The organism is Rhodococcus sp. 008, from assembly GCF_001682295.1.
Taxonomy (GTDB): domain Bacteria; phylum Actinomycetota; class Actinomycetes; order Mycobacteriales; family Mycobacteriaceae; genus Rhodococcus_F; species Rhodococcus_F qingshengii.
The window spans coordinates 3,578,318-3,602,514 of record NZ_CP012749.1; the positions used below are offsets into that span (position 1 = coordinate 3,578,318).

Below are 24,197 nucleotides of genomic sequence, written 5' to 3' on the forward strand. Positions count from 1 at the left end.
GGTAACGCTGACGCGCCAGGTGACCAAGACGCGGTATCGTCTCCAGAAGTGACATGGGGCACTGGCGATTGTTCGAACAGATGCCATCTACCGAAGGCGCGCCTGATATCGACCGGTCGGGTCGAATGCGCAAAAACAGGTATGTACCCAGGTAATTCAACCGTGGTGTGGAGCGTCGTGAAGCGACAGCGTATGAGGTGATTCCTCATCCGCAACGCAAGGATCTCCATGTTCCACCCCCTTTCCGACCATCCGGGTAGACACCCACCCTGTCGATCTTCGAATGAGAAGCCTTCGGTTTGTTCCGGCATTCGTAGTCCTCGATCAACGATCGATTCAGGCACTGCCTCGATGTAGAACCCGTATCTCCTGTGCTGTCACCAGGAGATGCAGACCTGCGGGTCTATGCGCGCGCTCGCGTTCGAGAGCGGTCACCGTACCTCTCTCCATGGCGCGATCCGAACATCTCACTCCAACGGAGTCTTGGTGCGATACACCGAGTAGCTCAGCACGTATTGAGTGCTGTCTGCGGGTAGAGCCTGCACCCGCTCCGAGCACATCAGTCAAGGAAAACATGAGTAAGCACAGAAAACACAAGCCTTCCAGCACAAAACGATTCATCGCCGTAACTGCGGGACTGGGCGCCCTTGTGGGGGCCGGAGCAGTAGCCAATGCAGGTACCGCCGGTGCGCAGGGCTGGTCGGCGAGTTGCAATTGGGAGTGGCCGGTAAGCGGATCACTTTCGCAGGGTTACCACGCGGGACATGACGGAGTCGACTTCGCTGTCAACGTCGGCACCGCGCTCCACGCGCCCACATCGGGCACGATTTCTGTTGCCGGACCCAATGATCCGGGTGGATATGGAACGTACATCCAGTTGGAAGCGGACAGTGGCGAGCAGATTCAGATGGGCCACCTCTCCGAAACATGGGTCGGTGTGGGGCAACACGTCGAGGTAGGCGACGAGATCGGGGCAACGGGTAACACCGGTAGCTCCACCGGCCCACATCTGCATCTCCGCATTCACAGTGGGGGCGCCGTCGATCCCATGTCCTTCCTGAGTTCGATCGGGGCGTGCGATACCGGGTCGAGTATTGTTCCCGCGCCCGCGCCGGCACAGGACGTAGCACCCGAATTTGCACCGGAACCGGCGCCTGCTCCCGTTGTCTACTCTGAGGCATCCGAATCTGTACCGGTAGAAAGCATTCCGGAGTCGGAGACTCCAGCGCCCGGCTCAGAGGTAGTCGTTGCAGCCGGTGATACATTGTTCGACCTCGCGACAGAACGAGGTCTCACCTGGCAGCAGGTGTGGGACATGAATCCGCAGATCGTCAATCCCGATCAGATCCTTGTGGGCGACGTGATCAACTTGTGAGAGTTGATAATTCGATACTGATCCGGGGATGAGTCAACGGCTCGTACACGACCGGTTTCAGTACCCCAGTTGACTCCGAGTTCCACTTCGTGCGCGTGAGCGCTGCAGCCGGGCCGTGCATTTCACGGTCCGGCTGTTTTGCGCGCTCCGAGAAGTGATTCCTACCGAAGTACTGATGTGTGGTGGTTCGCTTCTCGGGCAGCCACGGCCAATCGCTGGGGATCTTGCCGATACTATTGAGCCCGTGAACCGGTCCGCGATCACCTCCCTACGTCGACGTTGGTCAGATGAGGGCGTCGATAATTTACGGGCGCAGCTGCTCGATCAGTCGCGGATCGTCAAGCCGCCCCACACTCTCGTCTCCCCATGAACGGAGACCGATGACGGGCTGATCGATGTGCGTGGCCTGACAGCGGGTAGCGCTGGATTGGACATCCGGTATCTCACGTTGGAACGGATTGATCTGAGTTACGCTCGGGGTCCGATCTCCGTCTTCGAATCCGAATTATTCGACTGCCGTTTCGATTTCGTGGCACTGACCGGACAGCCCCGTTTCAATCGCCGATTCGAACGGTGCAGTTTCCGGGGTGCGACGCTCTCTCGTCTGGCGCTCGGACCGAGGGTCGTCGATTGCGATTTCACTGGAGCCAAAGCGCGCGGGCTCCGCTCCGTGCCCAATACTGTGTTCGAACGATGCGCATTCGACGACACAGACCTGACTGGTGCGCAGTTCGCCGATACCTCATTCGTGGAGTGCACTTTCGGCGGCGCACGATTCTCGGCGGCCACGAGTTTTGTGCGGTGTTCCTTCACCCGGACCGCTGTCGAGTTCTCCGAGGCGCAAGTGTCGCGAACAACGTGTGACGGCACCGCGATTCCGGATCAATGGGAAGGTGAGGCCGATTCAGCAGTCGCACTGGAGCGGTATGCCGGTCGATATGCCCGAGCACTTGGCGTGAAGGACACAGAGGGTATGGCCCTCGATCCTGAAATGGATGATTCGTAAAGGGGGCAGATCGATGACTCGCGGGGTCACGTTCAGGACAGTATTCGGTGGACCGTCGGTGCCGCTTGACTTCATCGAGGAGTTGACTCGGCTCAGACACCGGCTGAGGGGCATCGCGATGCAGTACGACTTCGATCTGTTTGTTGTCGTTGGTGGCGACATCTCCGTGGTGACCGATCCGACCGGGATCCGGCTTCCGCGTGTATTTCTGGGCAGGCGTACCGCTACGGCGCAGGTACAGATGAACACTGACGACGTGATGGGGGTGCCCGACCCGCGTGCATTTCTGTACACGACGATCCATGCGGCACTGACGGAACTGATCACGCGTGTCTCAGACCGCGACAACGACTTCGATGCGGACGGGGAGCGAGCGAAGATCGAGTTCTTGATCGTCGATGACATTGGCGAGCGCGAATCAAAGCTGTGATGGCAAATGACAAATGCTGCGCTCCCGATTTCGTCAGGCTGTTGTCACTCTCTGGCATCAAACACTGCGGTGACCACTTCACAGAAATCGCCGGGTGCCGGCAATGGACGAACCTCACTATGAGTTCTGCGGTGCGCGGTAGCGGTGACAAGTAGGTAGCGTTCAGCTGCGGCGTAGTCGGTGATCGATGTTCCGTCGGGCCCGGGGGTTTGAGTGATCAGGTCGAGGTATCGGCGGCGATAGAGGTATGCGTCGGGCTGGGTCAACAGGTACTCCGCGGCAGCGACGACGTCTAGGCTCGGTGCGGCTCGTCTGAGCCGGGTGCGCGCCGGCTGGTACGCAGCTCTGGCGTGTTTGGTCGGCCCGGTGGCCGTGTAGTGCCCGTCGCTGTGGTCGTCGTCTCGGGCATTGTCATTCATATCGTCGCCTTGGTGTGAATGAGCTCGACGTTGCCGTTGTAGTAGCCGAGGACACGGTGATCCATCATCCGCCGCCACAGTGGTGGTACGGCAGCGCAGACGATCATCACCGCGTATCCGGCAGGGAGTTGCGGAGCGGTTGGAGCGCTGCGCAGAGATTGGTAGCGCAGACGCGGATTCGCGTGATGGTCACTGTGTCGTTGTAATTGGTACAGGAACAAATTGGACAAGAGATGATCACTGTTCCAACTGTCTTCGGGCCGGGCTTTGACAAAGCTGCCGTCTTGTCTTCGCGCACGGAGCAATCCGTAGTGTTCGAGGTAGTTTGCGGCCTCGAGGAACGTGATCCCGGCCAAGGCTTGCAGGAGCAGCCAGGGCAGTATCTGCCACCCGAATAAGGTGATCAACGTCCCGAACAGTGCGGCGCTCAGCGACCATGCCTGCAAGATGTTGTTTCGAGGCGACAGTGCGGGTGAACCCTGCCGGCGCAGGCGTGCTGATTCGATCCGCCAGCCCGATTTCAGACCTCCGAATACGCTGCGGGGCAGGAATATCCAGAACGATTCCCCGAAACGAGCACTGGCGGGATCGCGCGGCGTCGCAACGTTGACGTGGTGACCGTGATTGTGCTCGATGTAGAAGTGCCCGTAGAACGATTGAGCGAGCACAATTTTCGCCAACCGCCGCTCGAGGCGGCTGCTCTTGTGGCCTAGTTCGTGTGCGGCATTGATACCGACGCCCGCAACGACGCCGACGGTCATCGCCAGTGCGATCTTCTCTCCGGTTGCCATCGGGGCGTGCGCCCAACACCATGCGGCGAAGACGAGGCCAGCGTATTGAAGTGGCACGAACAGGTAGGTACACCATCGGTAGTAGCGGTCGTCCTGCAATGCCGCGATCACGTTGTCCGGTGGGCTGCGGCCATCTGCGCCGACTGCGACGTCGACGATCGGGATGACGAGAATCAGGATCCAGGCACCGGTCGCCCAGAACAGGCCGAGGTGCAAATATTCGACCAGCAGCCAGGACAGGAAGGGACTCAGCGGGATCAGCAATCCCAACGGCCACCAGTAACGCTTCCGATCCCGCCATGCAGGAGCGTCGACACCTGCTTCGGCGCTCGCTCGAATGTCGTCGGTGTCTGTCATCGAAACTTCTCGAGCACGGGAAAGTGGAATACGGTCATTGCTCTCCAACGGTTCGTGCGGACTTTCGAAGTGGTGTGCTGCGGCGTCTCAGGCGGTTAGGCCAGGTCTGCGAATGCGATGATGTTGTCGTTGTAACTGCGTGCGGTTTCGTCGAAGGATCCACCGCACGTGATGATCCGGAGTCCGGGGTGGTCGATGTCGCCATATACGACGTCGGTGGGAAAGTCCTCTTTGGGGAAGTGTTCGACACTGGTAGCGGTGAACACTGCGCGACTTCCGTCTTCGCGGGTGACGATGATGTCGGCTCCTGTTTCGAGATTCCGCAGATCGAAGAAGACCCCGTCGGAGCCTTGCCAGTCGACGTGGCCGGCGATGATTGCCGGTCCGACCTCACCGGGGGCGGGAGCGCCGGTGTACCACCCTGCGTCCTTCCCATCCGGTGGGACCTCGAGTGTTCCATCGGTATCGAGTCCGAGATCGATGATGTCGGTGTCGACGCCGATGGACGGGATTTCGAGGCGCGCGGGGCGGTGGTCAGCAGTTACCGGCGCCCTTTCGGGCAGTGCAGAGTCAGTGGCGCGCGGCGCGGATGTGGTGTCTTGTCGAGGCGACGAGTGTGGTTGTGAATTTCCGCTGTCGGATTGTCCACCGGCGCATCCGACCACCGTTACGAGTACTGAAACAGTAAGGGCGAGAGCCGTGATGGCTCGGCGAGTTCGCGGAGCCATCACGGAGTTTTCGTCTTTCATCTATCGACTTGTCCGACGGATGACGAGGGCCGACATAGCCACGACGCTGAAGAAGCCGACGAGCAGGGCGATCCACCCTCCACTGGACTGTCCGCCGCGTTGGGATTGTGTGCTTCCGTCACCGGTGTCGACCGACCCTCGTGGTACCTGCTGCACCTGAGGGGCTCGAACATTCGGGGATTCCGGGCCTACCGGTTGAGTGGTCGGGGTACCCGTTCGAGAAGCTGACGTCGTCGGCACCCGAGACGGGACGGTTACCGTCCCGGGAACGGTGGGAGGTATTCCCGGCAGTGGTGGGAGACCGGGAATCTCGGGTATGGACGGAATGTTTCGGCTGGTCGTGATGATCGGCGGTACGTCCACAGTGGTTGTAGTCGTGCCGTTCGGCCCTGGTGTGGTGGTCGTCGCTTCCACCGGTGTACCAGTCGTGGTTGTAGTCACCTCCGGCGGGACGACCGTCGTGGTTGTAGTCACCTCCGGCGGGACGACCGTCGTGGTTGTAGTCACCACCGGCGGGACCACAGTCGTGGTGGTAGTCGTCGCGGTGTCAGGCGGGACTGTAGTCGTCGTAGTGGTCGGAGTCGTGGTCGTGACAGGAGGCGCACAGGTCGGGATCGTAACGGTGTTCGTATCCAGAGTGACCGCGCCATTGATCGCCAACAGTCGACCCTCGACGGTTGCCTCGGTTGTGGCAGTAATGTCTGTCAGCGCCAACAGGTTTCCTCGGAAGACGGAGTTGGTGCCGAGGGTGGCGGAACTTCCAACCTGCCAGAAAACATTGCACGCCTGCGTTCCGTTGATCAGTGCAACGGTGCTGGACGACGATGTGATCAGCGTTGATCCCGCTTGGAAGACGAAGACTGCATCGGGGTCACCTTGCGCGTCGAGGGTGACGGTTCCCGACAGTGCGATCGACGAACCGGAGTTGTAGACACCCGAAACCAGTGTCCGACCGGTCAAGTCGTCTCCCCGCGGTTGTGTGGGTCCCTGACCGGCAAGAGTGTTGTAGGCAGTCAACACGTCGGGTTTCGCTCCCTGCGATACCGCGTCGCCACCATGATTGGTGCCGGTAATCGTCAGGTCCGATACACCGGTGATGGTTGGAGTCGGATACGTGCCGATATCGCCGCCGAGGGTTGTCGGTCCGGTGTTGGTGATTCCTGCTCCGGCAAGGACTGCAAAGGGCTCAGCGGTGCCGAGTCCGACAGCAGTCGCTTCCGCGCCGGCAGTGCCGGCCGGCAAGACGAGAATGCCGACGGAGAAAACGGAAATCGTTGCAATACCCGAGAATTGAAAGAACCGCGAGCGTCGTGTTGCGGTGGGTGCTGTCATGTTCTGTTCATCTTCGATCCTTTGAAGAAGGGACTCATGCGACGAAAGTGAGTCCGTACGTCCGCGCCGACTCCGGCGCCGGGACGTATCGATGAGCGCCCACGTAAATCCGGACATTCCGGGTATACGATGTGTGTATACGTTGTATGCATAGGGCGTATCCGAACAGTAAACCAGCCGTACTGTTCTGTCAACGCGTAGGCATACGATGTATGTTTTGTGGATGACCGGACACTCGCCAGATCGCACTAAGGGTTTGATTCCCGCCGCGGACCGCGAGGAGCCCCTCACCAGGGCGCTCGTACTCTCGACGGCGTTGGCGATCATCGACGAGGAAGGTGCCGACGGCCTCTCCATGCGCCGACTGGGCAAAGCGCTCGACAGAAATCCGATGACTCTCTACAGGTACGCGGCCAACAAGGCGGCCCTGCTGGACGGGGTCGTCGAGACCGTGCTCGAACAACTGGTCGTCGACCCGTCCGATCGCGACTGGAGGGGGCAGCTGCACGCAGTTGCGTACGGGTATCGCCGCCTCGCGCTCGCGCACCCCAACGTGGTTCCTTTGCTGGTCACTCGGCCGCTGTCCACCCCGCTCGGATTGCGTCCTCCCGGGACGTTGCGCTACGTCGAAGCGATTCTCGAACTGCTGATACGGGCCGGTTTCACTCCTGAAGACGCATTACACATCTACCGAGCAGTGTTCGGCTTCCTCAACGGGCACATTCTCAACGAGCTTCAGGAAATAGTCGAAAATCCCGAGGAGACGGACGATCTCTTGCGGCTCGGTCTGCATCGGCTTGCGCTTGCCGAGTTTCCGAGACTGCGGTCGATGGCTACGATCATGGCTCACTACGACGGGCAGGACGAACTCGAGCGCGGTCTGGCAATCCTTCTGGAGGGTCTGGCGACGGCATCTCCTCCGACGAGGGTTGAGGGCTGACCACTTTCAGTTTGGGTATAGACATGAGACGACCTCGACGGCCACACAATTCAGGGGACCGACGAGGTCGGTAAGCGTCAGCGCAGTCACTGACGTCTACATTTCAACCGTACGAGTCACGGTTGGCAGGGTGGCGGCGAGCTTCGTCCTTGTTGTGTGAGTGTTTCGTCCTGCTTCGCCCATTTCGGGCGGTTCCTGACCTGCTGCAGGTGATGGCTCTTCGGTTCGGCCGGAATGCTTCATCGAGCTGAACGTGTGTAGAGCGCCTGTAAATGCCTTCCGTCCGCCTCGGTGGACGGACGGAAGGCATCAATTCATTTGTGGGTGACCGTATTCGGCGAACACGGTCTGGTTTTGTCAGGGTTGAAATTCTTCGTTGGTGGGGTTCTCGGGCGGGGTGGCCGCGAGGATGCGCTTCCACCAGCCTTGCCGCTGCGGGTCTTCGTTCCAGACGACCGGTTCAGCCAGAGCTGCGGCGGGGGCCATGATTGGCGCGGGCATAGTGGACCTCCTGGATGAAAGGCTCTCGTACAGTCGATTTCGTGCCAAGCCGTTCAGGTCAGGCTTCGATCTGTCCTTGGGTTTTCACCTCGGAGTTTGCGGTGCGGGACGGCGGCCCCGACGAGATTTCGATCCGCCGCGGTTTCGCCTTCTCTGCGATCGGCAAGGTCACGGTCAACACGCCGTTGTCGTATGAGGCGACGATCCGTTCGGAATCGATGTCCTCGCTGATGGACAGCTGCCTTCTGTATGTTCCTGTGAAACGCTCACCGGCCAGCCACGTCACTCCCTCTTCGGAAATGGCGCTGCGGTGCGCGGTCAGGGTGAGGGTCGAGCCGTCTACCTGTACGTCCACTGATCCTGGGTCGACGCCGGGAAGATCGGCGTGAAGGACGTAGTGGTCATCGATCTTGTAGAGGTCCATCGGCATGAAGCGTGGACTTCGGCTGCTGCCGGTTCCGGTGGCAAGCAGGGACTTGGTGATCGCGTCGATGTCGGTGAAAGGATCGAAACGAAGCACAGCAACACACCTCCCGTATCGTCTAAGAAAGGTCACCGTCACCTCGACGGCGACCGAACTTACTGTGCGAGAACATGATAACCAGCCAAACTGGCACTCTGCAACCTCGAGTGCCAGATTTTTTCGGTGAACTTCGGTCCGATTTTCGGAAGTATCCGAAATGGCGCGATCAGTTCGCCAGGGATGTCAGAGGGTCCGGCGAAACACCTTGTCTTCGTCGACTGTGACGGCACCGGATGCGATGAGTCGTTCGAGGTGTAGCTGAGCTGTCCGTCGTTCGACGGCGTCGACGTACGGGGCCGATACGTGGGGGCGGTAGACGAGTCGATGAGCGACTATGTCTTCCAAGAGTTTTGGTTCGCCGAGGAATTGGATGAGACGGTCTTCGCGGCTCAGTAATTTGTCGCGGTATGCGGACAACCGGCGACGGAACTCGTCGCTGCCCTCGACCACGCCCTTCTGATGGAATGTTCCGTACCAGCGTGCGTCGATCGTTGCGACGTGGTCGATGGAGTCGAGGAAGTCGTTGACGCTGCTACCCAGGTCGCCGTACATCGGGCCGAAGGAGGTGAGGTCGATGTCGGCGACGTAGAAGAAGCCGTCGGGTTCGACGAGGACCCCGCAGTGTCCGCGGGTGTGCCCTGGCAAATGAATGACTGTCGCAGTGCGGTCGCCGAGGTCGAAGACGTGGCCGCCCGCGATCCCCGACACGTTCTCGTGGGTCGGGGGTATGCCGTATTGCGTAGCGATCGACTGCTGGACCTCGACTCGTTCGTTCGGAGGAAGGCCGTAATTGGTGAGCATCGTGTCGAGGGATGCGACTGCGGGTGCGTCGAGATGGTGCGCATAGGCCGGGGTGTCGAAATGGCGTAGTCCGGCGATGTGGTCCTCGTGCCCGTGGCTGACGAATACGAGGTCTGCGCCGACGGGATCGCGGTCGAGGGAGAGCGAAGGGTCGATCACGAGCGTGCTTTCAGATCCGTGCACTACCACGGTGTTCCCGTAGGGGACGGCACCACCGTTCTCAGGAACCAGTACCGAGACCTTGCCGAATTCTGCAGGTGTGAACATCTTTCGCCTTCCTCGTGACGATCGTGTCGTGACGACACCGGCTTGCAGGCTCGAATCAGTGGAGATGTTGTCGAGACGTCTCGACAGTATCCGTTGCCCAAGCGGCGAGGTGCATCGGATAGTGGCAGTAGATCCAGTCAGTGTGCAGTGCCGGCTATTTCGTCGAGAGTCCGTTCGACGGCTCGGGCGATCTTGCTTGCAGGTGGGAGATGCTCGGCATCGGCCTGGATTCCGATCCAGAATGTGTCGTTGTAGGACGCTGCGGTGAAGCCGACGCGGACATTGCCCGCCAACGGGCCCAGAGGCCAGAGTTCGACTAGCGCTGCCCCGTCGAGCGTGAGCGGGCCGCGCGGTCCATGGACGTTGGACACGACTGCACCGATCATGTGCTGCCGCTTTGCGAGCTTGTCGAAAACGCCGGCGATACGCGGTGACCGAAAGGTTGTTCCCGCAGCGCGTGCGGAAGGTTTGGCCGCAGCGGTTTGCTTCGCGACGATCGCGACTGTGCGTTGTGGGTCGGTTTCACGAAGTGGAAGGTCGATGATCATGAACCCGACGGCATTGCGTGCGCTACCGATCGCTGTGACTGCGACGGGTACCGATACCGCAATCGACTTGGGGATGGGCTCGCCGCATTCTTGGAGGATGAATCGCAGTCCGCCGCCCACCGCAACGAGATAGGCATCGTTCAAAGTGCCTCCCGCTTGCTGCGCGGCATGCTCGATCAGAGAGGTGCGGACGTTGACGGACGAGATCGATCTCGTGGGACCAATGGCGCCCAGCAACACCCGTGATCGGATTGGCCGGTGCAGGAAAGTACCGATTCGAAATCGGAGGAGGTCGAGGGAACCGGCGGCCTTCGGAGGGATGTTCGCCACGGGAGCGCCCGGGTCGGTACTTTTCGAATCAGGTGAGGCGAACAAGCGCTCGAAAAGGTCGCTGGCTCTGGCGCCGTCGAGAACCGCGTGATGCACTCGGATCACAATGCCGCACAGACCCGGTCGAGCTGCAGGAACGAAGGCGATGTGCCACAACGGTCGGGTGGTGTCGAGGGGTTGCATCACGAGTCGACCACAGACGGATTCGAAGTCGGGTTCTGTAGGCCCGCGTTCGTCAAGCGAGAGATGGAGGTCGAAGTCGATGTCGTTTTCCGTCCACCACCATGACCCGTTCCGCATGATCGGTCGCTGCCGCAGTAACGGCTCCTGCGCGATGTGAGCGGCGAGGGTGCGGTGAAGTCGCATTAGATCAGGTCGACCGTCTCGATCGACGAAGCCACCAGGAGCGAGCAGTCCGGCAATAGTGACCAGGTAGGGCTGGACGTGCACACCGAGCTGGAAGCTCGCAGCGTCGACGGGTGATATCGGCACGTCGGGTGTGGTGTCGACCATCTGCTGAGCCTAATCGAGGCGACACGGTGGACGGCGATGGTTTCGGCTAGCGGATCACCAAGTCGTGGTCGGTGGCGCTGAGCGTGATCGCGGCAATGGGGTTTCCGCGCATCCAGTCCTGCACGAACGCGTCCAGAGCGGGGTTCGATGCCCGATCCGCGTACGCGTCCGACGGGATCTCGATTGCCCCGACGAGGTGGCGCGGATCGGCATCGAGGCCGGATGCGCGGGGAGCCATCCGTAGTCCGTCGGCGGTGTGCAGGACGACCGGAAGAACCGTGCCATCCGGTGCAGTCACGGTCGCGGTCCGCGTGGTGGCGACCGGGTCGAAATGGTCCACGTCCAGTCGGTATCCGGACGGTTGTGCGTGCTGGCCGATCGCGTCGAGCAGACGCGGATCCACCACAGAGTACGGAAACCCGATGTCGATCAGAGCCTGACCGTCGATGGCACCGTCGCGGGCGGGCAGGGTCGTGGACAAGTGCCAGGGGGCAGCGGGGGACAGGGTATCCGTCGACCGGTCTGTCGGCGCGTTTTCGATCAGTGTGCCGAGGAGGGACGCGCCGGTCGGCGTGAACTCCCAGGCATCCCCGACGAGATCCTTGTGCCAGAAGCCGGATTCGGCGCCGCGGAGACCCTCGACGCGCAACTCCCGCCGGTTCGGGCCGGGACCGAGTGAGTGCACACTGATCGCGGATGTGACTTCACCGGGAATTTTGGGCTGGTGCACCCAGTCTGGGGCCGGAAGTCGGATCGCGGCGGTGCTGCGGTCGAGTGTTTCGGCCACGAGGTTGGGTGCCGACGGCTTGTCCGACTGATCTTCCCAGCTGTAGCGGAAGAAGATCGAGTCCGATCCCGAAGAATCGAAATCAAATGTGCGGGTGTATATGTCGCCGTACTTGTTCATCACGAAAGTGGTTGATCCGGCCGCCGACAGCGAGTCCGCCTGGAATCGCCCGCCGAGCGGGCCGCCGATCTCGTAGCTGTCGTCGTTGGGCAGCCACGGGTCCGCGTAGGTTATCCGGCTGCCGTCCCCGGTCAACGTGGGGATCATCGTCATCTTGGCGAGTCCGACGAAGTGAATCCGTCCTGCGACGTCGGTGAAAGTTTGGTTGTCCCAAGGCGACGAGACGCTCAGTGCCCACCCGTTCGGGTGGTCTCCGGGGAGTTGTCGGCCGGGACCGCTCCACAGCGGTGCGCCCCATGCCGAGGTCCAATTCCACACCAGCGGATCCTGGGATGCGTTGTCCATCGTGTAGATCCAGCCGTTGTCGTCGACCGCGACGAGTTCGTCGTCGTCCAGTGATATCCCGACCAGTCGTCCACGCAGGCACTCGGGCATCGGCACGAAACGCCACGGTTGAGCCGTTGATGCGCCTGGCTCTCGCGGCCGAGCGAGTAAGTCGTGGTCGACTAGCGCGAAGTCCCAGAAACGATTGAATTGCGTAGTTGGCGTGCGGATCTGGACCGAGCTGGGGGCGGTTGAACCGGTGAATGTCGGTAGGTTTGCCAACCCGACTCGACCTCCACCGGAGGGCGCACCTGGTGGCAGTTGGGCGGTTCCGAATGATATGCAACTGGCCGGCCCAGGTTCGGTGGGCGCGGCAGCGGCGAGGGGAGTGGACCACAGGAGGGCGGCGGAGAGTAGGACGCCGACGCTCAGCAGTCGCGGTCGGTGCGGGTGCGAAACTCCACTCGCGGTCTCGTTCACCGTCCGATTGTCGCATGATCGGCACGTTGAATCTGCGAATTGTGAGGTTTGTCCATCTGTGTCGGTTGCGGCGAGAGTGCCGATCGCTGCGTTGGTTGTTGTGAGTGGAACGAGAGTGCGTGTACTGCAAAGGTATTCGCCGTGTAGCTGAGTTTTGCCATGACCTGCAGATACGGTGGGGTGATGAGAAGGCCGAAGTCGCTGGGTGAATGGTTGGTAGCTGACCCTCCGGAGTCGTCCAAGCCACCGGGGCCGATTCTTTTGGCATTCACCGTTGTTCCGCTCATTGCGTTGGTCTGCCGGCATTACGGTTGGTGGCCTTCGCCGTTCGGGGAGTACAGATGGTTGGATCCCTTCCTCGTCAGCGCCGCGGCTCTGCTCATCTTGATCGTGGTCGGTCTGGTGTGGGCGATCCGCACCCTCTATGCCCTTGGCCAGGACCGGCGGTGGTCGTGGTGGATTCTGTCCTCCCCGATCGCCGTCATCGCTGCAGTAGCTCTGGTGTTGTTGATGCCGCCGGCAACTTTCCTCGACAAGAGCGGAGAGTTCGAGACCATCGCGATTGGTCTTTTGGAGCAGCCTGAATCGACCGTGGAAGAGCTCGAGATCGGCCAGTTCGATATCAGTAGTGCCCATGTCGTGCGGCCGGATGAGGTCTACTTCATCGACAACGACAGCATGTTCATCACCTCGAGTGGGTGGGTGTACTCGCCCAGCGGCCCACCATCGGGGTTCGATGATTTCTCCGCAACTCACCTCGGCGGACCTTGGTACGAGTTCACGGCGGTATGGCGTGACTGATAAATCGAGTGGCCTGTAACGCAGGCCTGTAGCTACCATCGCGGTGTGGATACGTACACGGTGACGCCCCATGGGCGTGAGGGGGTTGTCGGCGTCGTCTTCGCCGGCGACAGATAGCGCATTTCGGACCCGACAGCACTTGGTGCTGATCGGGCCATGAGCTGTACCCACCTTCACCGAGCCACGATTGGTATACACCCATGATCATTTTGACCGATACATCTATTCGTTCCAGCCTCGTCAACGCGAGTCGTAAGGAGAAGTCCGATCTCACCCTGCCGGACGGCTTCGGCACCATCGACTTCGACGCTCTCGACTACCTGGGCTGGCGAGATCCGAAAATGGGCCGACGCGCCTACGCGATCGTCCCGACACTCGACGGGGAGACCATCGGAGTCTTGCTCGTTCAAGCCGAGGCCACTCCGCGATCGCGCGCCCAGTGCTCCTGGTGCCGCGACACGCGACTCCCCAACGAGGTCGTCTTCTACGGCGCCAAGTTGGCCGGGCCCGCCGGTCGACGTGGCAGCACGGTCGGAACACTGATCTGCCGAGACTTCCAGTGCTCGTCCAATGTTCGTAACGACCCCCCGCTCCCGTATGCCGGCTACGATGCCGCCGCTGCGCGCCAGAACCGGAAAGATGAACTGGTGCTGCGGGCTTCGAGTTTTGTCGAGCGGGTGGCTCGGCAGTAGAGCGGACCAAATCGGGGACGAGATAGCACCCTGTTGCGACGTTCGTCCCCCTTTCCTGACTCAGGGAGGGGGACGAGCTGTCTAGACGGGTTTGATCCGACGAGCACTTCGAGACGACGCGACATGTGGCGTCGCACATGATTGCGCGGTCACGGCGTTGCTCGACGCAACGTCGCCCAGGCTCCGGCGATGCACGCGATGGCAAGGGCCAGAGGGAGTAGTGCCATCGGTACCACTCGGGGAGTATCGACAAACCACGAACCGATCGCCGGCCACCACCCAGCCCAGGTGATCGCGATCGCTGACAAGCCGAGCAAGCCGAAAAGCCCGGTGAGGGAGGCGAGTAGACCGGTGATCCTCCACCGCTGGTAGATAGCACCTGCCAGCATTGCGATCGAACTGGTCAGCAGCAGCGTCGCGAACAGTGCGAGCAACTGTACGGCGGTGTTGTCGGTGAAATAGCGTGCGATGCCGAACATGCGCATGTGCACACCCCAGCCGTTGGTGGCGGACTCCAGCACGGACAGCAGTTGCAGCGCGATTGCGAAGACTGCGGACTGTGCCAGCGCCATAACCGTGGTGGCAGTGAAGAACTCGCGGCGAGTCACGCTCAGTCCGAGCGCGAATGGGAACGTCTGCGTCATCGACTGGAGGTAGAACGCCAGCACGAAACCGTAGACCGAGAACACACTGCCGGTGAATCCCTCACCCTCCTCGTTCCCGACGATCGCGTAGATAGTGAAGCTGATCAGGAACGAGATCAACAGGATGCCCACCGGCCAGGCGATCAGCAACGGCCACGCGACCGTGTGCAGTTGTAGGACGGCACCGATCCTGGACCGAGCGGGCGTCTTCGGGACCGTCCGTGGCTCTGTCGTTGCGATACTCATACGGTGATCTCCTTGCGCTGCGTCGAAGTCGCGATGACAAGTTCCTGCAAAGATGCCGGTTCCACTTGGACTCCTGCCTCCCGCAGTCGGTTTCGCTCGGTCTCTGTCACATCGGCCTGCAACATGATTCGGCTGTGGGCGCCCAGTGTCTCCCGGCGCAGGACCCTGCCGGACGCAGCAACGGCATCCACCGCATCAATGGGACCGGATACCACCACGGCGCGGCTACGCAGTGCATCCGCGTCTGCGTCGACGACAATCCGGCCGCCGTCGACGACAATCACGTGCTCGAGTAGATTGGCTACCTCGTCGATCAGGTGAGTCGAAAGCACCACAGTGCGAGGATGTTCGGCGTAGTCCGCAAGCAGGCGATCGTAGAACAGTTGGCGTGCAACGGCATCGAGACCGAGATACGGCTCGTCGAAAAGCGTGAGCGGTGCACGGGAGGCAAGTCCGATGATCACTCCCAACGCTGACCGCATGCCGCGCGAGAGCTTCTTCACCTTGCGGCACAGGGGAAGTTGGAAATCGTCAAGCAGTGTCTCGGCGAACGCGTGGTCCCAATTCGGGAGTAGATGGCCGGCGGCGACGAGTACGTGCTTGACCTTGAGGTCTTCGGGGTACGTCTGGCTTTCCTTGACGAAGCACACGTTCGCCAGGACGTCGGCATTCTCGAAAGGGGCGGCCCCGAAAACTTCGACGTCGCCGCTGGTGTGCAGGTCCTGCCCGGTCAGTATCTGCATGATCGTCGTCTTGCCTGCGCCGTTACGGCCGAGTAGGCCGTAGATCTTGTTGCGGCTGATCTCGAACGAGACGTCCGCGAGCGCGTCGACATCCCCGTACTTTCTGTCCACGGAGCGCATCGAGGCGACAAGTTCAGTTTCGTCGAAACGCCTGACTCGGGGCTCGGTCGTTGTCGTGCTTGCGTTCATCGGTCCGCCTTCCTGTCGTCCAGCATGGATTTGAGTTCGCCGAGGGAAATCTGGAGCCGGTCGGCCTCCGTGACCAGCGGCTCGATGTATTGGCGCGCGAACGCTTCTCGTCGTCTGAACCTGAGTGCGTCGCGGGCGCCGACCGTGACGAACATTCCGATTCCCCGTTTCTTGTAGAGGATCCCCTCGCCTACGAGCTGATTGAGGCCCTTGGCTGCCGTCGCCGGATTGATTCGGTGGAACGCCGCCAGTTCGTTGGTTGAGGGCACCTGCCCGTCTTCCGGCAGGGAGCCGTCGATGATCGAGCCTTCGATCTGCTCGGCGATCTGCTGGAACAGTGGTCGTCCGTCGTCGATCACGATGATCGATGCCCGATGTTCACTCGTTCATTACTCATGTAATGAACCATAGAACGTCGTGGGGCATGTTGGCAATGAGATCGCGGAATCTGGCACCGATGACTTGGGTCTCCGAGCGCTGCCTATCGGGACATTCATCGCAGAGGCTGATGGAACAGCTTGGATGCAGACCGGCTACGACTTCCAGATCCCGGGGCGTTGCGCACAGGCATTGAGCTTCTTCGGAACCATGGAACCGCCGATCTAGGTGGTCGACCACGGGACGGGGCACCTTCGGGTGGCCGGTAGTTATCGCCTCAATGAATTCGGCCACCTCGTCGAAGGCGGCAACTATGTCGCGGGGGTCATTCTGCATGGACGTTGTAGATGGGGAGTTCGCTATGTGTTGACGCAAACACCCGTCAGCATCGGCAGTTCGCCACCCACCCGTGAAGCAGGCGAAACCAGAAGCCTCGGCTTCGGGGCGTAACACGGAGTCGTAGAACAGAAGCCGGACCGCACGCCGCGGTCGGGCTGTTTTCGTCAACCCAAAGACGGAATTGCATCCACCGCAAGTAGGGACTTAGCGCCTCGTTTTGGTGTTTCTGTACTGATTCGCGATCCCGATACGTACGCTTCCGGCCAGGGAATCGGACACTCGACCAGCAGGGGTATCTATGCCGAATGTGACAGTGAAATTCGGGGGTTCAGACCCGGAAACAGCAGACCTCGCACGCCGGGCACTGCAACCAGTACTAGACAGCATCTACCGCACGTACCGCAGGAAACCGCTCCCATTCGTCGAAGCCGCACTTAGACGCGCAGGTCGAGGAAGCTTCTCACAAGCAGGAATTGAACGATTCGCCGACTACATTTCAAGAGGAGACCGACCGATTCTCACCACATAGCGGCCGCTCGTGATCAGGCCGAAGACCGAAGCGCTTCCACCGGCTACCTGTTCGACGACCTAAATTGGTCAGTGCCAACTAGGTACAGGTCCATCGTGGTCAACATCAACATCAAGTGACAGCGCCCGCCCGCGTCCGAGATTGGTAGCTTGCCTCACCGTGGCAAGGGCACTCGAGCCAGCAGACGTATTCGATCAAACGGAGCTGAGAAGACTGATTCAGCAGATGCACATTAATCGACCTCTGTGTGAATTCTGCTCACGGTGCACACTCGCGTGATCAAACCAGTCGGCGCTGTGACATTCGGTTGCTGATCCTATTCGGGGCGGCCTCGACCGACTATTTGAGACCTGTCAAACATAAGCTCCCCTTCCTGGCCAGGTAGGGGAGCTTATGTTTGTGACCACCGCACGATCCACGCATCTTCTGATATGCAGGTTTCAGGCAGAGCTGAAAATGTCATCCACATGCGGTCGGCCGATCTTCTCTACAAGTCGGGAGCGGTTAGTGGCCCTGCGCCTTCTAATGAGAAGGGGATCGTGGAACCGTTCGCCATCGCCACGATCATGTTGACGATAGCAAAGAGGACGTTATCCATTTGAATTCACCTCCTCGCTCCGTCTAGGGCCGGCAAGATTCGCTACTGCATACAGGGCAGATGTCCTGCTGTCGAAATTGGGACCTGCAATGTAAGCGGGCGAGCCTGGACCGAATGAGGTGACTGTCCTGATATATCCGAGGCGATTCGAGGAGTTGTAGTCCACCAACCAAGGTCCACCAGAAGCACCTGCGCCAAAGTTGCCCGGTTTGGGAGTTGCGTGAGAAGCCGTAGCTCCGAACGTCATAACCAGGGAAGGCGCTGCGATGCTTGCGGGGAATAAGGTTTCGACTCTGGACACTTACGGCCTTCTATCGAATTGGGGCCAATCTGCCGGTTTCTAAAGATCGTCGGGAAGGTAGCACGACGCTAATGTGACAGTCCTCGAAACTGGGGTATTTCTTCGAGCTTTATCCGGCTCTCCGGATCCGTGCAGAGCGAGGTCGTACATTGGCACTTACGGTTAGGGCGTCCGATACTTAGGAAGAATACATACTTGATTCTTTTCGAAGGTGATTTTTGACGGCTTGGGTATTTTCACAGTTGTGATTGTGAGAAGATCTGCATTCTTGCATGAGTTGTGGTCCCCGGTGTCCGGGTGCGCTACGGCAGATCGGTTTCAAAAACTTCAACTGATAAGCGCGCGGAGTCCGAGCGGAGACAGTTTCCAACCCCATCGGTTGGTAGTCGCGCTCGAATCACTGATGGACGGCAAACGAACCGAGGTACCGGCGACCATCGGCTTCGAGGTCGACAGCACTCTCCTGACAGTGCGCGCAATGGACACCGATTCAGGCCGGGGGACGACCAGTCGGACTGCATCGATGAACTGCAGAATTCCGAGACGCGGTCCTCTAGCACCCCCATTTTCGTTGGATTCACATTGACTGATCACTGAATGGAGGGGTTGTGTACCTGCCGTGTACCTGTCACAGGATTGGGTCCCAAACAAGCGAAGTTCGACTGCCCCAAAAGGGCTCTGAACTGCGGAGAATCTGTGGAGCCGATGACGGGAATCGAACCCGCGTATTCAGCTTGGGAAGCTGATGTTCTACCATTGAACTACATCGGCGTCGCAGCCGACCGGACGTGTTTTCACCGCCGATCAACGTGCTTTCCGAACATTATCAGACGAGCTTTCAAGCGGCGGTGTCCCCGGCCGCCATTGATCAACACAGGCGTGTCGAAGTCGGCGCCTTCGGTAAATGATTTGCCCAAAATTTGTGCGCAGGAACACCTTTCGGGATGGAGAACTTGAGATAGGTGGGGCTGGGCTCTCCCGTGGGAGTCCAGAACCCGCGCATCGTGTTCGGTAACCACAATGTGATCGCCCCGGCGATGGGTCGGCACTGCCCGCAGAACCGGTAACCTCTACCTGTGCTGCTCTCCGATCGTGACATCCGTGCCGAAATCTCCGTTGGACGTCTGGGTATCGACCCTTTCGACGACTCCATGGTGCAACCGTCGAGCGTCGACGTCCGACTGGACGGTCTGTTTCGGGTGTTCAACAATACGCGGTACACGCACATCGACCCGGCACTGCGCCAGGACGAGCTGACCAGCCTGGTCGAACCGGCAGAGGGCGAGCCGTTTGTATTGCATCCCGGCGAGTTCGTTCTCGGTTCGACTCTCGAAGTGTGCTCACTGCCGAACGACCTGGCCGGGCGCCTCGAAGGTAAGTCGAGCCTCGGGCGCCTGGGCCTTTTGACGCACTCCACCGCCGGCTTCATCGACCCGGGTTTCAGCGGCCACATCACACTGGAGCTGTCCAATGTCGCAAACCTGCCGATCACGCTCTGGCCGGGAATGAAGATCGGACAGCTCTGCCTGCTCAAGCTCTCGAGCGCTGCAGAGTTCCCCTACGGAAGCTCCGAGGCCGGATCCAAATACCAGGGCCAGCGCGGCCCGACACCGTCGAAGGCGTACCTGAACTTCAACCGCGGCTGAACGAACGAACTTCGGGGGGAGTCGCATGATCGGAATTTTCTACGGTCTGGTTTTCATGAACTTGTTGTTCGTGACCAGCACCGTGTGTTTGATGAAGCCGTCCAAAGCCAGTGTTGTTGTGACCGTCTGTGCAGGGGTGGCGTGGCTGTTCTTCAATGGACCGCTGGAAGGTCAGGTCTTGTGGTCGTTGAACAGAGAACACGGTCTGACGGTCTCGGATCTGATGTCGCTTGTTGCCTTCGGCATCGCCGCTCGTGGTTGGAATCAGGTTCGCAAAGCCCGCGAAACCGTCGGCGCAGATCGTTTCTGACCTGCGCGCTCAACTGGATTGACCGCCCCGATTCGGACAGATGTTTCGACCTGGAGCACAACAGTCGTCGAATCGGGCACAATTACTGGTTATGTGGTGGATTGTCGGAGGCGTACTACTCGTATGGGTCGTGTGTTCCATTCCGATTGCCATCCTGGTGGGGCGGGGTATCGCGCGTCGGGACCGCGCGGAATTCGACGGGCGAAATCAACAGTGGGCCGACGAGGTTGTCAGGTCGATCGAGAAGCAATCGGAGCAGGACAATGCCGATCGGCGTAAGCCACCACTGATCAGCTGACCAGCTGGACTTTTCCGGAGGTGAGTGGGCATGGAACTTCCACCCGATACTCCCGACGACGTCGTGGCCGCGGCCGCAGCAGGGCCCAGGGTTCCTCAGTTCGATTCAACAATCGGGATTCCGGTAGTTCCACCGGGTGGCGATGTTCCCCACCAGTTGGTGGTCATCGGGGATTCGCTGTCGCAGGGATTTCAGAGTGGGGCAATCTTCAATACCGATCTGTCGTATCCGGCGATCATTGCTTACCAGCTGGGCCGGCTCGACCAGTTCCGCTTTCCCCGTTACGGCGGCCCGGGCGGGCTTCCGCTCAACATCGAACTGTTGCTCCGCACCCTCGAGGAGCGCTTCGGCCCACGGCTCGACCTCTGGGAGGTTCCGCTCGCACTCTTTGCTGCACGTGCGTTCATGGATCAGGTAGAGGACTACTGGGAACGCGGACCGGGCAGCGAAGCGCCGACATTCTCGATAATCAACCACAACCTCTCGGTGTACGGGTGGGATCTTCGTGACGCTCTGACCAAGACGGCGCAGGGCTGCGAGGATGCTCTTCACCAACCGCACGACGATTTGATCAGCCAGATCGTCGAGAACAACGGCGAGCGCGCCGCACTGCGAGTTCTGCCGCGAGGCTCCGACGCCGAGAAGCGTATGACCGCGTTCGACGCAGCAGCGGAGTTGGGCAAGGAAGGCATCGAAACTCTGATCGTCTTCCTCGGTGCCAACAACGCGCTCCGCACCGTCACCGAACTCCGAGTCGAGTGGAGCGGCAACAACTTCCGTGATCCGGTCGGCAAGCGCGACTACACGGTGTGGCGGCCTGAGCACTTCGCGTCGGAGTATGCCGAGGTGCTCGCCGCGATCCGGAAGATCAACGCGCAGCACGTCATCCTCTGCACCGTCCCACACGTGACCATCGCACCGATCGCCCACGGGCTCGGGGGGAAGATCGAAATCGGATCCCGCTACTTCCCGTACTACGCACGACCGTGGGTGCGCGACACCGACTTCGACCCACAACGCGATCAGCACATCACCGGCGCGCAGGCGTGGGCCGTCGACACCGCAATCGACATGTACAACGACGGAATCGAGCAAGCCGTCGCGAATGCCCGTCGGGTGGGGAAGGACTGGTACCTCTGCGATATTGCCGGGTTGCTCGAGCGCGTGGCCTCACGGCGCTACGTCACCGACGTCAATGCGCGGCCGCCATGGTGGACGCCGTACCCCCTTCCCAAGGCGCTGACCGACTTGCAACCCGTGCCGGACTCGCTGTTCCTCTCCGCCGACGGTCGCGGCGGCCGCGCTTCGGGCGGCCTCTTCTCGCTCGACGGCGTTCATCCCACGACAGTCGCGTACGGGGTGATGGCGCAAGAACTGGCGAACATCATGGTCACGGCCGGGGTCCAGTTCGACCGCGCTCAGGTCGATTTCGACCGACTCGTCCGACGCGACACCTTGGTGCGCACTCCGCCGCAGAATCTCGATTCCACGCTCGGCGTCATCGGCTGGGCCGACGAGCATCTCGGCTTTGCCAAACGTGTGTTCGGCCTCTGACTTTCAGCTTGCCTTCGACATCGTCGGTGCAACGATGCGTTCCGCGTACTCCCGCAGCAGTGCCACCAGGTCTGCGTCGTCGACGGAAAGTCTGCCGGTCGGACCTATCGCAGCCAAGGCACCGACGACACACCTTTCCGCGTCGTGGATCGGGACGGCGACGGCGGAGCGCCCGACACGAATCTCGTCGACCTCACGGGCGGCCTCACCGCGCCGGATCCGCGAGAGCTCGAGTTCCAACGCGTCGCCGTCGGTGATGGTGTGTGCGGTGACCTTTCGCAGTGGGGCCTCGGCCAATTCGGGTCGGTTGGCGAGGAGCAGCTTCCCGATAGCCGACGCGTGAACGGCTGTGACCAGTGTCCGTTCACCACTGAGTTCGTGGTCGGGATCGCGATCGACGAGCCGAATTCTGTTTTCTGCAAACGACGCGAGGTAGACGCCGAACCGTAGCTGTTCGCGGAGTTCTTCGAGGAGCACCGAATTGTCGATGGGTGTGGGTTCGGCGGCAGCCCCGGCTAATTCACGGGTGCGTCGGCCTAGTGCGAAGCCGGAGAGGTCGGCGATCCGAACCAGGTAACCGTCGGCGACAAGGATGTTGAGTAACCGATACGCAGTGGCAGGTGGGATGTCGGCCAGGGCGGCAATGTCCTTGGCGGTGGCTCCCGATCCGAGCCTGGCCGCCGACTCGAGGAGGGCAAGGGCGCGCTGAACCGCTCGGGGTTCGTGCCCACCGAGGTCGCGTGGTCGGCCCACCATCAGCGGGCGCCGGCAGTCGGCTCGCCCACCAGCACGATGTTTCCGGCTGCGTCGGTGGCGAACACCCCAGCTCCTGGTAGTACGTCCTCGGTTTCGGGACTGTCGAAAGCGCCGACGTGCAGCAGACTTTTGGGGCTTCGGCGTCGCAGGTAGAACTGCCAGAGTGTGCCCGAGGTCAGGATCACGAGTACGGCGATCGGTGCAACGTACGCGTGGTCGATCGTGTTGGCATAAACCAGGTAACCGAGGACTATCGCGCCGGCACCACTGCCACACGACGCGGCCGCGAGAACGCCGGGAGTGTGCTCGCCGATCCGTGTCAGGAAGACAACGGATGCGATAGCCGTCAGTGCATAGGCCACGATGACGGCGCCGCGAACAGTCAGCCGAACGTCGTCGAAGATTTCTCCGCGCCCGAGAACGGCAAAGGTTCCGCCGCCCAGCAGGACGGTGCAGACCACGGTAGTCAATGCGAAGTAGGGCGTACGGAAGGCACTGTGAACCGAGGCGAACCGGCGGGGGAGTAGGCGCTCGACACCGAACGAATAGACCAGGCGTGACGCAGCATTGGACGACGCCATCGAGGACGCCAGCCACGAGCACCCCAGACCGACGTTGAGCGCGATCACGACACCGGGGCTCACGCCCGTCGCCGTTCCGTGGAGATAGGCGTTGACGAGGGTGTCACTGCGCCCGGACCAAGCGGCCCAGCCCGCGAAGATGAAGAGCGATCCACAGATGATCGGAGTGAGAAGGACTGTGCGGGTGACGGTTACCAGCGGACGACGGGCCTCGGGGCCGAAGAAGGCCGCGCTCTCGAATCCGGCGAGAGCGAACACGGCAGCCAGGGCGGTGAGTAACAACCCGTGGCCGGAGGTGGGTGGAACGATCTGTGCTTGTTGACTTCCGGAACCGCCCAGGATCATGAGCCCGACGATGAACAGAAGTGAACAGCTTTCGACGACGAGGATCGCGAGCGCGGCAAATCTGACACTTCGCACGAGAGCGCCGAGAATCAGCAAGGCTATCCCCAGATAGAGCGCGATGACGTGAAAAGTCTTGTCCACGTGCACACCCGCGAAGCCGAGCAATGCGATTGCGGCCTGTCCGCCGTGATAGAGCGTCATCACCGCGCTGCCGACGTACTTGACCAGCATGGCGATGCCGGTGGTCAATGCCGCCCGGGTGCCCAGGCCACGAAAGACGAAGCTGTGCAATCCGCCCGACGCAGCCATTCGGCGAGTGAACTGCGAAACGCAGAAGGCTATGAGCGTCACCAGCACGGTGGCCGCGATGATGGTGATCATCCCGCTCAACAATCGGCCGTGTGTCAGCATGGTGACGGGCAGAACGACCATCGACACAGCAGGGGCAGTGGTTGCCACCGACTGGGCCAGCACTTCGGCGCCCGAGAGTTGCCGACGGCCCAACGCCCGCAGCGGTGATCGCGCCGGGGGTTGCTTCTCGCGCGTGGTGAAGGACCGCGCGATGGCTTCGGTGAGAGCGGACATGTCGCGTCACGCTAGTCCGGTTCTGTAACGCCGATATTGCGGGCATGCTTCCGCTGATCGCACTCGGGT

Annotated in this window: 24 protein-coding genes and 1 tRNA gene; 10 read left to right on the forward strand and 15 right to left on the reverse strand. The window is 60.9% G+C overall.

Annotated features, from left to right (window positions below; translation table 11 throughout):
• Nucleotides 1-574 precede the first annotated feature (574 nt).
• The 3 genes from AOT96_RS16620 to AOT96_RS16630 all read left to right on the forward strand — a co-directional run bounded on the left by AOT96_RS16620 (nucleotide 575) and on the right by AOT96_RS16630 (nucleotide 2,811).
• A complete protein-coding gene (locus AOT96_RS16620; RefSeq protein WP_231917217.1) occupies nucleotides 575-1,375 on the forward strand; it encodes a peptidoglycan DD-metalloendopeptidase family protein in 801 nt (266 codons plus the stop codon).
• Between the two features lie 682 nt (nucleotides 1,376-2,057).
• Nucleotides 2,058-2,381: a pentapeptide repeat-containing protein gene (locus AOT96_RS36055; RefSeq protein WP_442978619.1), complete on the forward strand. Its 324-nt coding sequence runs from the start codon at nucleotides 2,058-2,060 to the stop codon at nucleotides 2,379-2,381.
• A 13-nt stretch (nucleotides 2,382-2,394) separates the two neighbouring features.
• Nucleotides 2,395-2,811 carry a hypothetical protein gene (locus AOT96_RS16630; protein WP_065352037.1) on the forward strand — a complete coding sequence of 139 codons (417 nt, stop codon included), beginning with the start codon at nucleotides 2,395-2,397 and terminating at the stop codon, nucleotides 2,809-2,811.
• 44 nt (nucleotides 2,812-2,855) lie between these two features.
• Here AOT96_RS16630 and AOT96_RS16635 read toward each other — a convergent pair whose 3' ends face one another.
• The 4 genes from AOT96_RS16635 to AOT96_RS16650 all read right to left on the reverse strand — a co-directional run bounded on the left by AOT96_RS16635 (nucleotide 2,856) and on the right by AOT96_RS16650 (nucleotide 6,459).
• Entirely contained in the window at nucleotides 2,856-3,230 is a 375-nt protein-coding gene (locus AOT96_RS16635) for a hypothetical protein (RefSeq protein ID WP_065352038.1), read from the reverse strand.
• Entirely contained in the window at nucleotides 3,227-4,378 is a 1,152-nt protein-coding gene (locus AOT96_RS16640; RefSeq protein WP_054826870.1) for an alkane 1-monooxygenase, read from the reverse strand. Before AOT96_RS16640 ends, AOT96_RS16635 begins: the two co-directional genes overlap by 4 nt.
• Before the next feature lie 95 nt (nucleotides 4,379-4,473).
• On the reverse strand, nucleotides 4,474-5,127 hold the full coding sequence (locus tag AOT96_RS16645; RefSeq protein WP_065352039.1) for a class F sortase: 654 nt from the start codon (nucleotides 5,125-5,127) through the stop codon (nucleotides 4,474-4,476).
• Nucleotides 5,128-6,459: an ice-binding family protein gene (locus AOT96_RS16650; protein ID WP_065352040.1), complete on the reverse strand. Its 1,332-nt coding sequence runs from the start codon at nucleotides 6,457-6,459 to the stop codon at nucleotides 5,128-5,130.
• 223 nt (nucleotides 6,460-6,682) lie between these two features.
• On the opposite strand from AOT96_RS16650, the gene AOT96_RS16655 reads away from it, so the two are divergent.
• Entirely contained in the window at nucleotides 6,683-7,399 is a 717-nt protein-coding gene (locus AOT96_RS16655) for a TetR/AcrR family transcriptional regulator C-terminal domain-containing protein (RefSeq protein WP_042452349.1), read from the forward strand.
• A gap of 357 nt (nucleotides 7,400-7,756) precedes the next feature.
• On the opposite strand, the gene AOT96_RS35760 is transcribed toward AOT96_RS16655, so the two are convergent.
• From AOT96_RS35760 to AOT96_RS16675, 5 genes are all read right to left on the reverse strand, one after another.
• Nucleotides 7,757-7,900 (reverse strand): hypothetical protein, encoded by a 144-nt coding sequence (locus AOT96_RS35760; protein ID WP_165639161.1) that lies wholly within the window; start codon nucleotides 7,898-7,900, stop codon nucleotides 7,757-7,759.
• A gap of 58 nt (nucleotides 7,901-7,958) precedes the next feature.
• Nucleotides 7,959-8,420 (reverse strand): Hsp20/alpha crystallin family protein, encoded by a 462-nt coding sequence (locus AOT96_RS16660; RefSeq protein ID WP_007726499.1) that lies wholly within the window; start codon nucleotides 8,418-8,420, stop codon nucleotides 7,959-7,961.
• A 186-nt stretch (nucleotides 8,421-8,606) separates the two neighbouring features.
• Nucleotides 8,607-9,491 (reverse strand): MBL fold metallo-hydrolase, encoded by an 885-nt coding sequence (locus AOT96_RS16665; protein ID WP_042452347.1) that lies wholly within the window; start codon nucleotides 9,489-9,491, stop codon nucleotides 8,607-8,609.
• Between the two features lie 137 nt (nucleotides 9,492-9,628).
• Entirely contained in the window at nucleotides 9,629-10,882 is a 1,254-nt protein-coding gene (locus tag AOT96_RS16670; protein ID WP_065352041.1) for a wax ester/triacylglycerol synthase domain-containing protein, read from the reverse strand.
• A 46-nt stretch (nucleotides 10,883-10,928) separates the two neighbouring features.
• Complete coding sequence (locus tag AOT96_RS16675) at nucleotides 10,929-12,593, reverse strand: hypothetical protein (RefSeq protein ID WP_231917219.1); 1,665 nt, start codon at nucleotides 12,591-12,593, stop codon at nucleotides 10,929-10,931.
• Nucleotides 12,594-12,776: 183 nt separating this feature from the next.
• Between AOT96_RS16675 and AOT96_RS16680 the strand changes: the two genes are divergently transcribed.
• Both AOT96_RS16680 and AOT96_RS16685 read left to right on the forward strand, forming a co-directional pair.
• On the forward strand, nucleotides 12,777-13,394 hold the full coding sequence (locus AOT96_RS16680; RefSeq protein ID WP_007726510.1) for a hypothetical protein: 618 nt from the start codon (nucleotides 12,777-12,779) through the stop codon (nucleotides 13,392-13,394).
• 200 nt (nucleotides 13,395-13,594) lie between these two features.
• Nucleotides 13,595-14,086, forward strand: a complete 492-nt coding sequence (locus tag AOT96_RS16685) for an FBP domain-containing protein (protein ID WP_007726512.1) — start codon at nucleotides 13,595-13,597, stop codon at nucleotides 14,084-14,086.
• 149 nt (nucleotides 14,087-14,235) lie between these two features.
• Here AOT96_RS16685 and AOT96_RS16690 read toward each other — a convergent pair whose 3' ends face one another.
• The 4 genes from AOT96_RS16690 to AOT96_RS16710 all read right to left on the reverse strand — a co-directional run bounded on the left by AOT96_RS16690 (nucleotide 14,236) and on the right by AOT96_RS16710 (nucleotide 18,824).
• Nucleotides 14,236-14,976: a hypothetical protein gene (locus AOT96_RS16690; protein WP_007726514.1), complete on the reverse strand. Its 741-nt coding sequence runs from the start codon at nucleotides 14,974-14,976 to the stop codon at nucleotides 14,236-14,238.
• Nucleotides 14,973-15,908 carry an ABC transporter ATP-binding protein gene (locus AOT96_RS16695; RefSeq protein WP_058227586.1) on the reverse strand — a complete coding sequence of 312 codons (936 nt, stop codon included), beginning with the start codon at nucleotides 15,906-15,908 and terminating at the stop codon, nucleotides 14,973-14,975. Before AOT96_RS16695 ends, AOT96_RS16690 begins: the two co-directional genes overlap by 4 nt.
• Nucleotides 15,905-16,267 (reverse strand): GntR family transcriptional regulator, encoded by a 363-nt coding sequence (locus tag AOT96_RS16700; RefSeq protein ID WP_042452337.1) that lies wholly within the window; start codon nucleotides 16,265-16,267, stop codon nucleotides 15,905-15,907. Before AOT96_RS16700 ends, AOT96_RS16695 begins: the two co-directional genes overlap by 4 nt.
• Before the next feature lie 2,483 nt (nucleotides 16,268-18,750).
• A tRNA-Gly gene (locus AOT96_RS16710) sits at nucleotides 18,751-18,824 on the reverse strand.
• Nucleotides 18,825-19,129: 305 nt separating this feature from the next.
• Here AOT96_RS16710 and dcd point away from each other — a divergent pair.
• The 4 genes from dcd (at nucleotide 19,130) to AOT96_RS16730 (ending at nucleotide 21,861) form a co-directional block, all read left to right on the forward strand.
• Entirely contained in the window at nucleotides 19,130-19,699 is a 570-nt protein-coding gene (gene dcd, locus AOT96_RS16715) for a dCTP deaminase (protein WP_003943702.1), read from the forward strand.
• Between the two features lie 25 nt (nucleotides 19,700-19,724).
• Nucleotides 19,725-20,009 carry a hypothetical protein gene (locus AOT96_RS16720; RefSeq protein WP_054187570.1) on the forward strand — a complete coding sequence of 95 codons (285 nt, stop codon included), beginning with the start codon at nucleotides 19,725-19,727 and terminating at the stop codon, nucleotides 20,007-20,009.
• Between the two features lie 91 nt (nucleotides 20,010-20,100).
• The gene (locus AOT96_RS16725; protein WP_007726530.1) at nucleotides 20,101-20,307 is read left to right on the forward strand and encodes a hypothetical protein; all 207 of its coding nucleotides are present in this window, start codon (nucleotides 20,101-20,103) and stop codon (nucleotides 20,305-20,307) included.
• Between the two features lie 30 nt (nucleotides 20,308-20,337).
• Nucleotides 20,338-21,861, forward strand: a complete 1,524-nt coding sequence (locus AOT96_RS16730; RefSeq protein ID WP_065352042.1) for a hypothetical protein — start codon at nucleotides 20,338-20,340, stop codon at nucleotides 21,859-21,861.
• A 3-nt stretch (nucleotides 21,862-21,864) separates the two neighbouring features.
• Here the strand turns inward: AOT96_RS16730 and AOT96_RS16735 are convergent, their stop codons facing one another.
• Both AOT96_RS16735 and AOT96_RS16740 read right to left on the reverse strand, forming a co-directional pair.
• Nucleotides 21,865-22,617 (reverse strand): IclR family transcriptional regulator, encoded by a 753-nt coding sequence (locus AOT96_RS16735; protein ID WP_007726535.1) that lies wholly within the window; start codon nucleotides 22,615-22,617, stop codon nucleotides 21,865-21,867.
• On the reverse strand, nucleotides 22,617-24,128 hold the full coding sequence (locus AOT96_RS16740; protein ID WP_042452324.1) for an APC family permease: 1,512 nt from the start codon (nucleotides 24,126-24,128) through the stop codon (nucleotides 22,617-22,619). The genes AOT96_RS16735 and AOT96_RS16740 overlap by 1 nt, the downstream gene beginning before the upstream one ends.
• Nucleotides 24,129-24,197: the final 69 nt, after the last annotated feature.

Excerpts from the sequence above, each read along its gene's own strand:
- AOT96_RS16650 (WP_065352040.1), bottom strand. The coding sequence starts at position 6,459 with ATGACAGCACCCACCGCAACACGACGCTCGCGGTTCTTTCAATTCTCG.
- AOT96_RS16690 (WP_007726514.1), bottom strand. The coding sequence starts at position 14,976 with ATGAGTATCGCAACGACAGAGCCACGGACGGTCCCGAAGACGCCCGCT.
- AOT96_RS16695 (WP_058227586.1), bottom strand. The coding sequence starts at position 15,908 with ATGAACGCAAGCACGACAACGACCGAGCCCCGAGTCAGGCGTTTCGAC.
- AOT96_RS16630 (WP_065352037.1), top strand. The coding sequence starts at position 2,395 with ATGACTCGCGGGGTCACGTTCAGGACAGTATTCGGTGGACCGTCGGTG.
- AOT96_RS16685 (WP_007726512.1), top strand. The coding sequence starts at position 13,595 with ATGATCATTTTGACCGATACATCTATTCGTTCCAGCCTCGTCAACGCG.
- AOT96_RS16635 (WP_065352038.1), bottom strand. The coding sequence starts at position 3,230 with ATGAATGACAATGCCCGAGACGACGACCACAGCGACGGGCACTACACG.
- AOT96_RS16665 (WP_042452347.1), bottom strand. The coding sequence starts at position 9,491 with ATGTTCACACCTGCAGAATTCGGCAAGGTCTCGGTACTGGTTCCTGAG.
- AOT96_RS16620 (WP_231917217.1), top strand. The coding sequence starts at position 575 with ATGAGTAAGCACAGAAAACACAAGCCTTCCAGCACAAAACGATTCATC.
- AOT96_RS16730 (WP_065352042.1), top strand. The coding sequence starts at position 20,338 with ATGGAACTTCCACCCGATACTCCCGACGACGTCGTGGCCGCGGCCGCA.
- AOT96_RS16735 (WP_007726535.1), bottom strand. The coding sequence starts at position 22,617 with ATGGTGGGCCGACCACGCGACCTCGGTGGGCACGAACCCCGAGCGGTT.
- AOT96_RS16740 (WP_042452324.1), bottom strand. The coding sequence starts at position 24,128 with ATGTCCGCTCTCACCGAAGCCATCGCGCGGTCCTTCACCACGCGCGAG.
- AOT96_RS16720 (WP_054187570.1), top strand. The coding sequence starts at position 19,725 with ATGATCGGAATTTTCTACGGTCTGGTTTTCATGAACTTGTTGTTCGTG.
- AOT96_RS16645 (WP_065352039.1), bottom strand. The coding sequence starts at position 5,127 with ATGAAAGACGAAAACTCCGTGATGGCTCCGCGAACTCGCCGAGCCATC.
- AOT96_RS16680 (WP_007726510.1), top strand. The coding sequence starts at position 12,777 with ATGAGAAGGCCGAAGTCGCTGGGTGAATGGTTGGTAGCTGACCCTCCG.
- AOT96_RS16725 (WP_007726530.1), top strand. The coding sequence starts at position 20,101 with ATGTGGTGGATTGTCGGAGGCGTACTACTCGTATGGGTCGTGTGTTCC.
- AOT96_RS16655 (WP_042452349.1), top strand. The coding sequence starts at position 6,683 with ATGACCGGACACTCGCCAGATCGCACTAAGGGTTTGATTCCCGCCGCG.
- AOT96_RS16670 (WP_065352041.1), bottom strand. The coding sequence starts at position 10,882 with ATGGTCGACACCACACCCGACGTGCCGATATCACCCGTCGACGCTGCG.
- AOT96_RS35760 (WP_165639161.1), bottom strand. The coding sequence starts at position 7,900 with ATGCCCGCGCCAATCATGGCCCCCGCCGCAGCTCTGGCTGAACCGGTC.
- AOT96_RS16640 (WP_054826870.1), bottom strand. The coding sequence starts at position 4,378 with ATGACAGACACCGACGACATTCGAGCGAGCGCCGAAGCAGGTGTCGAC.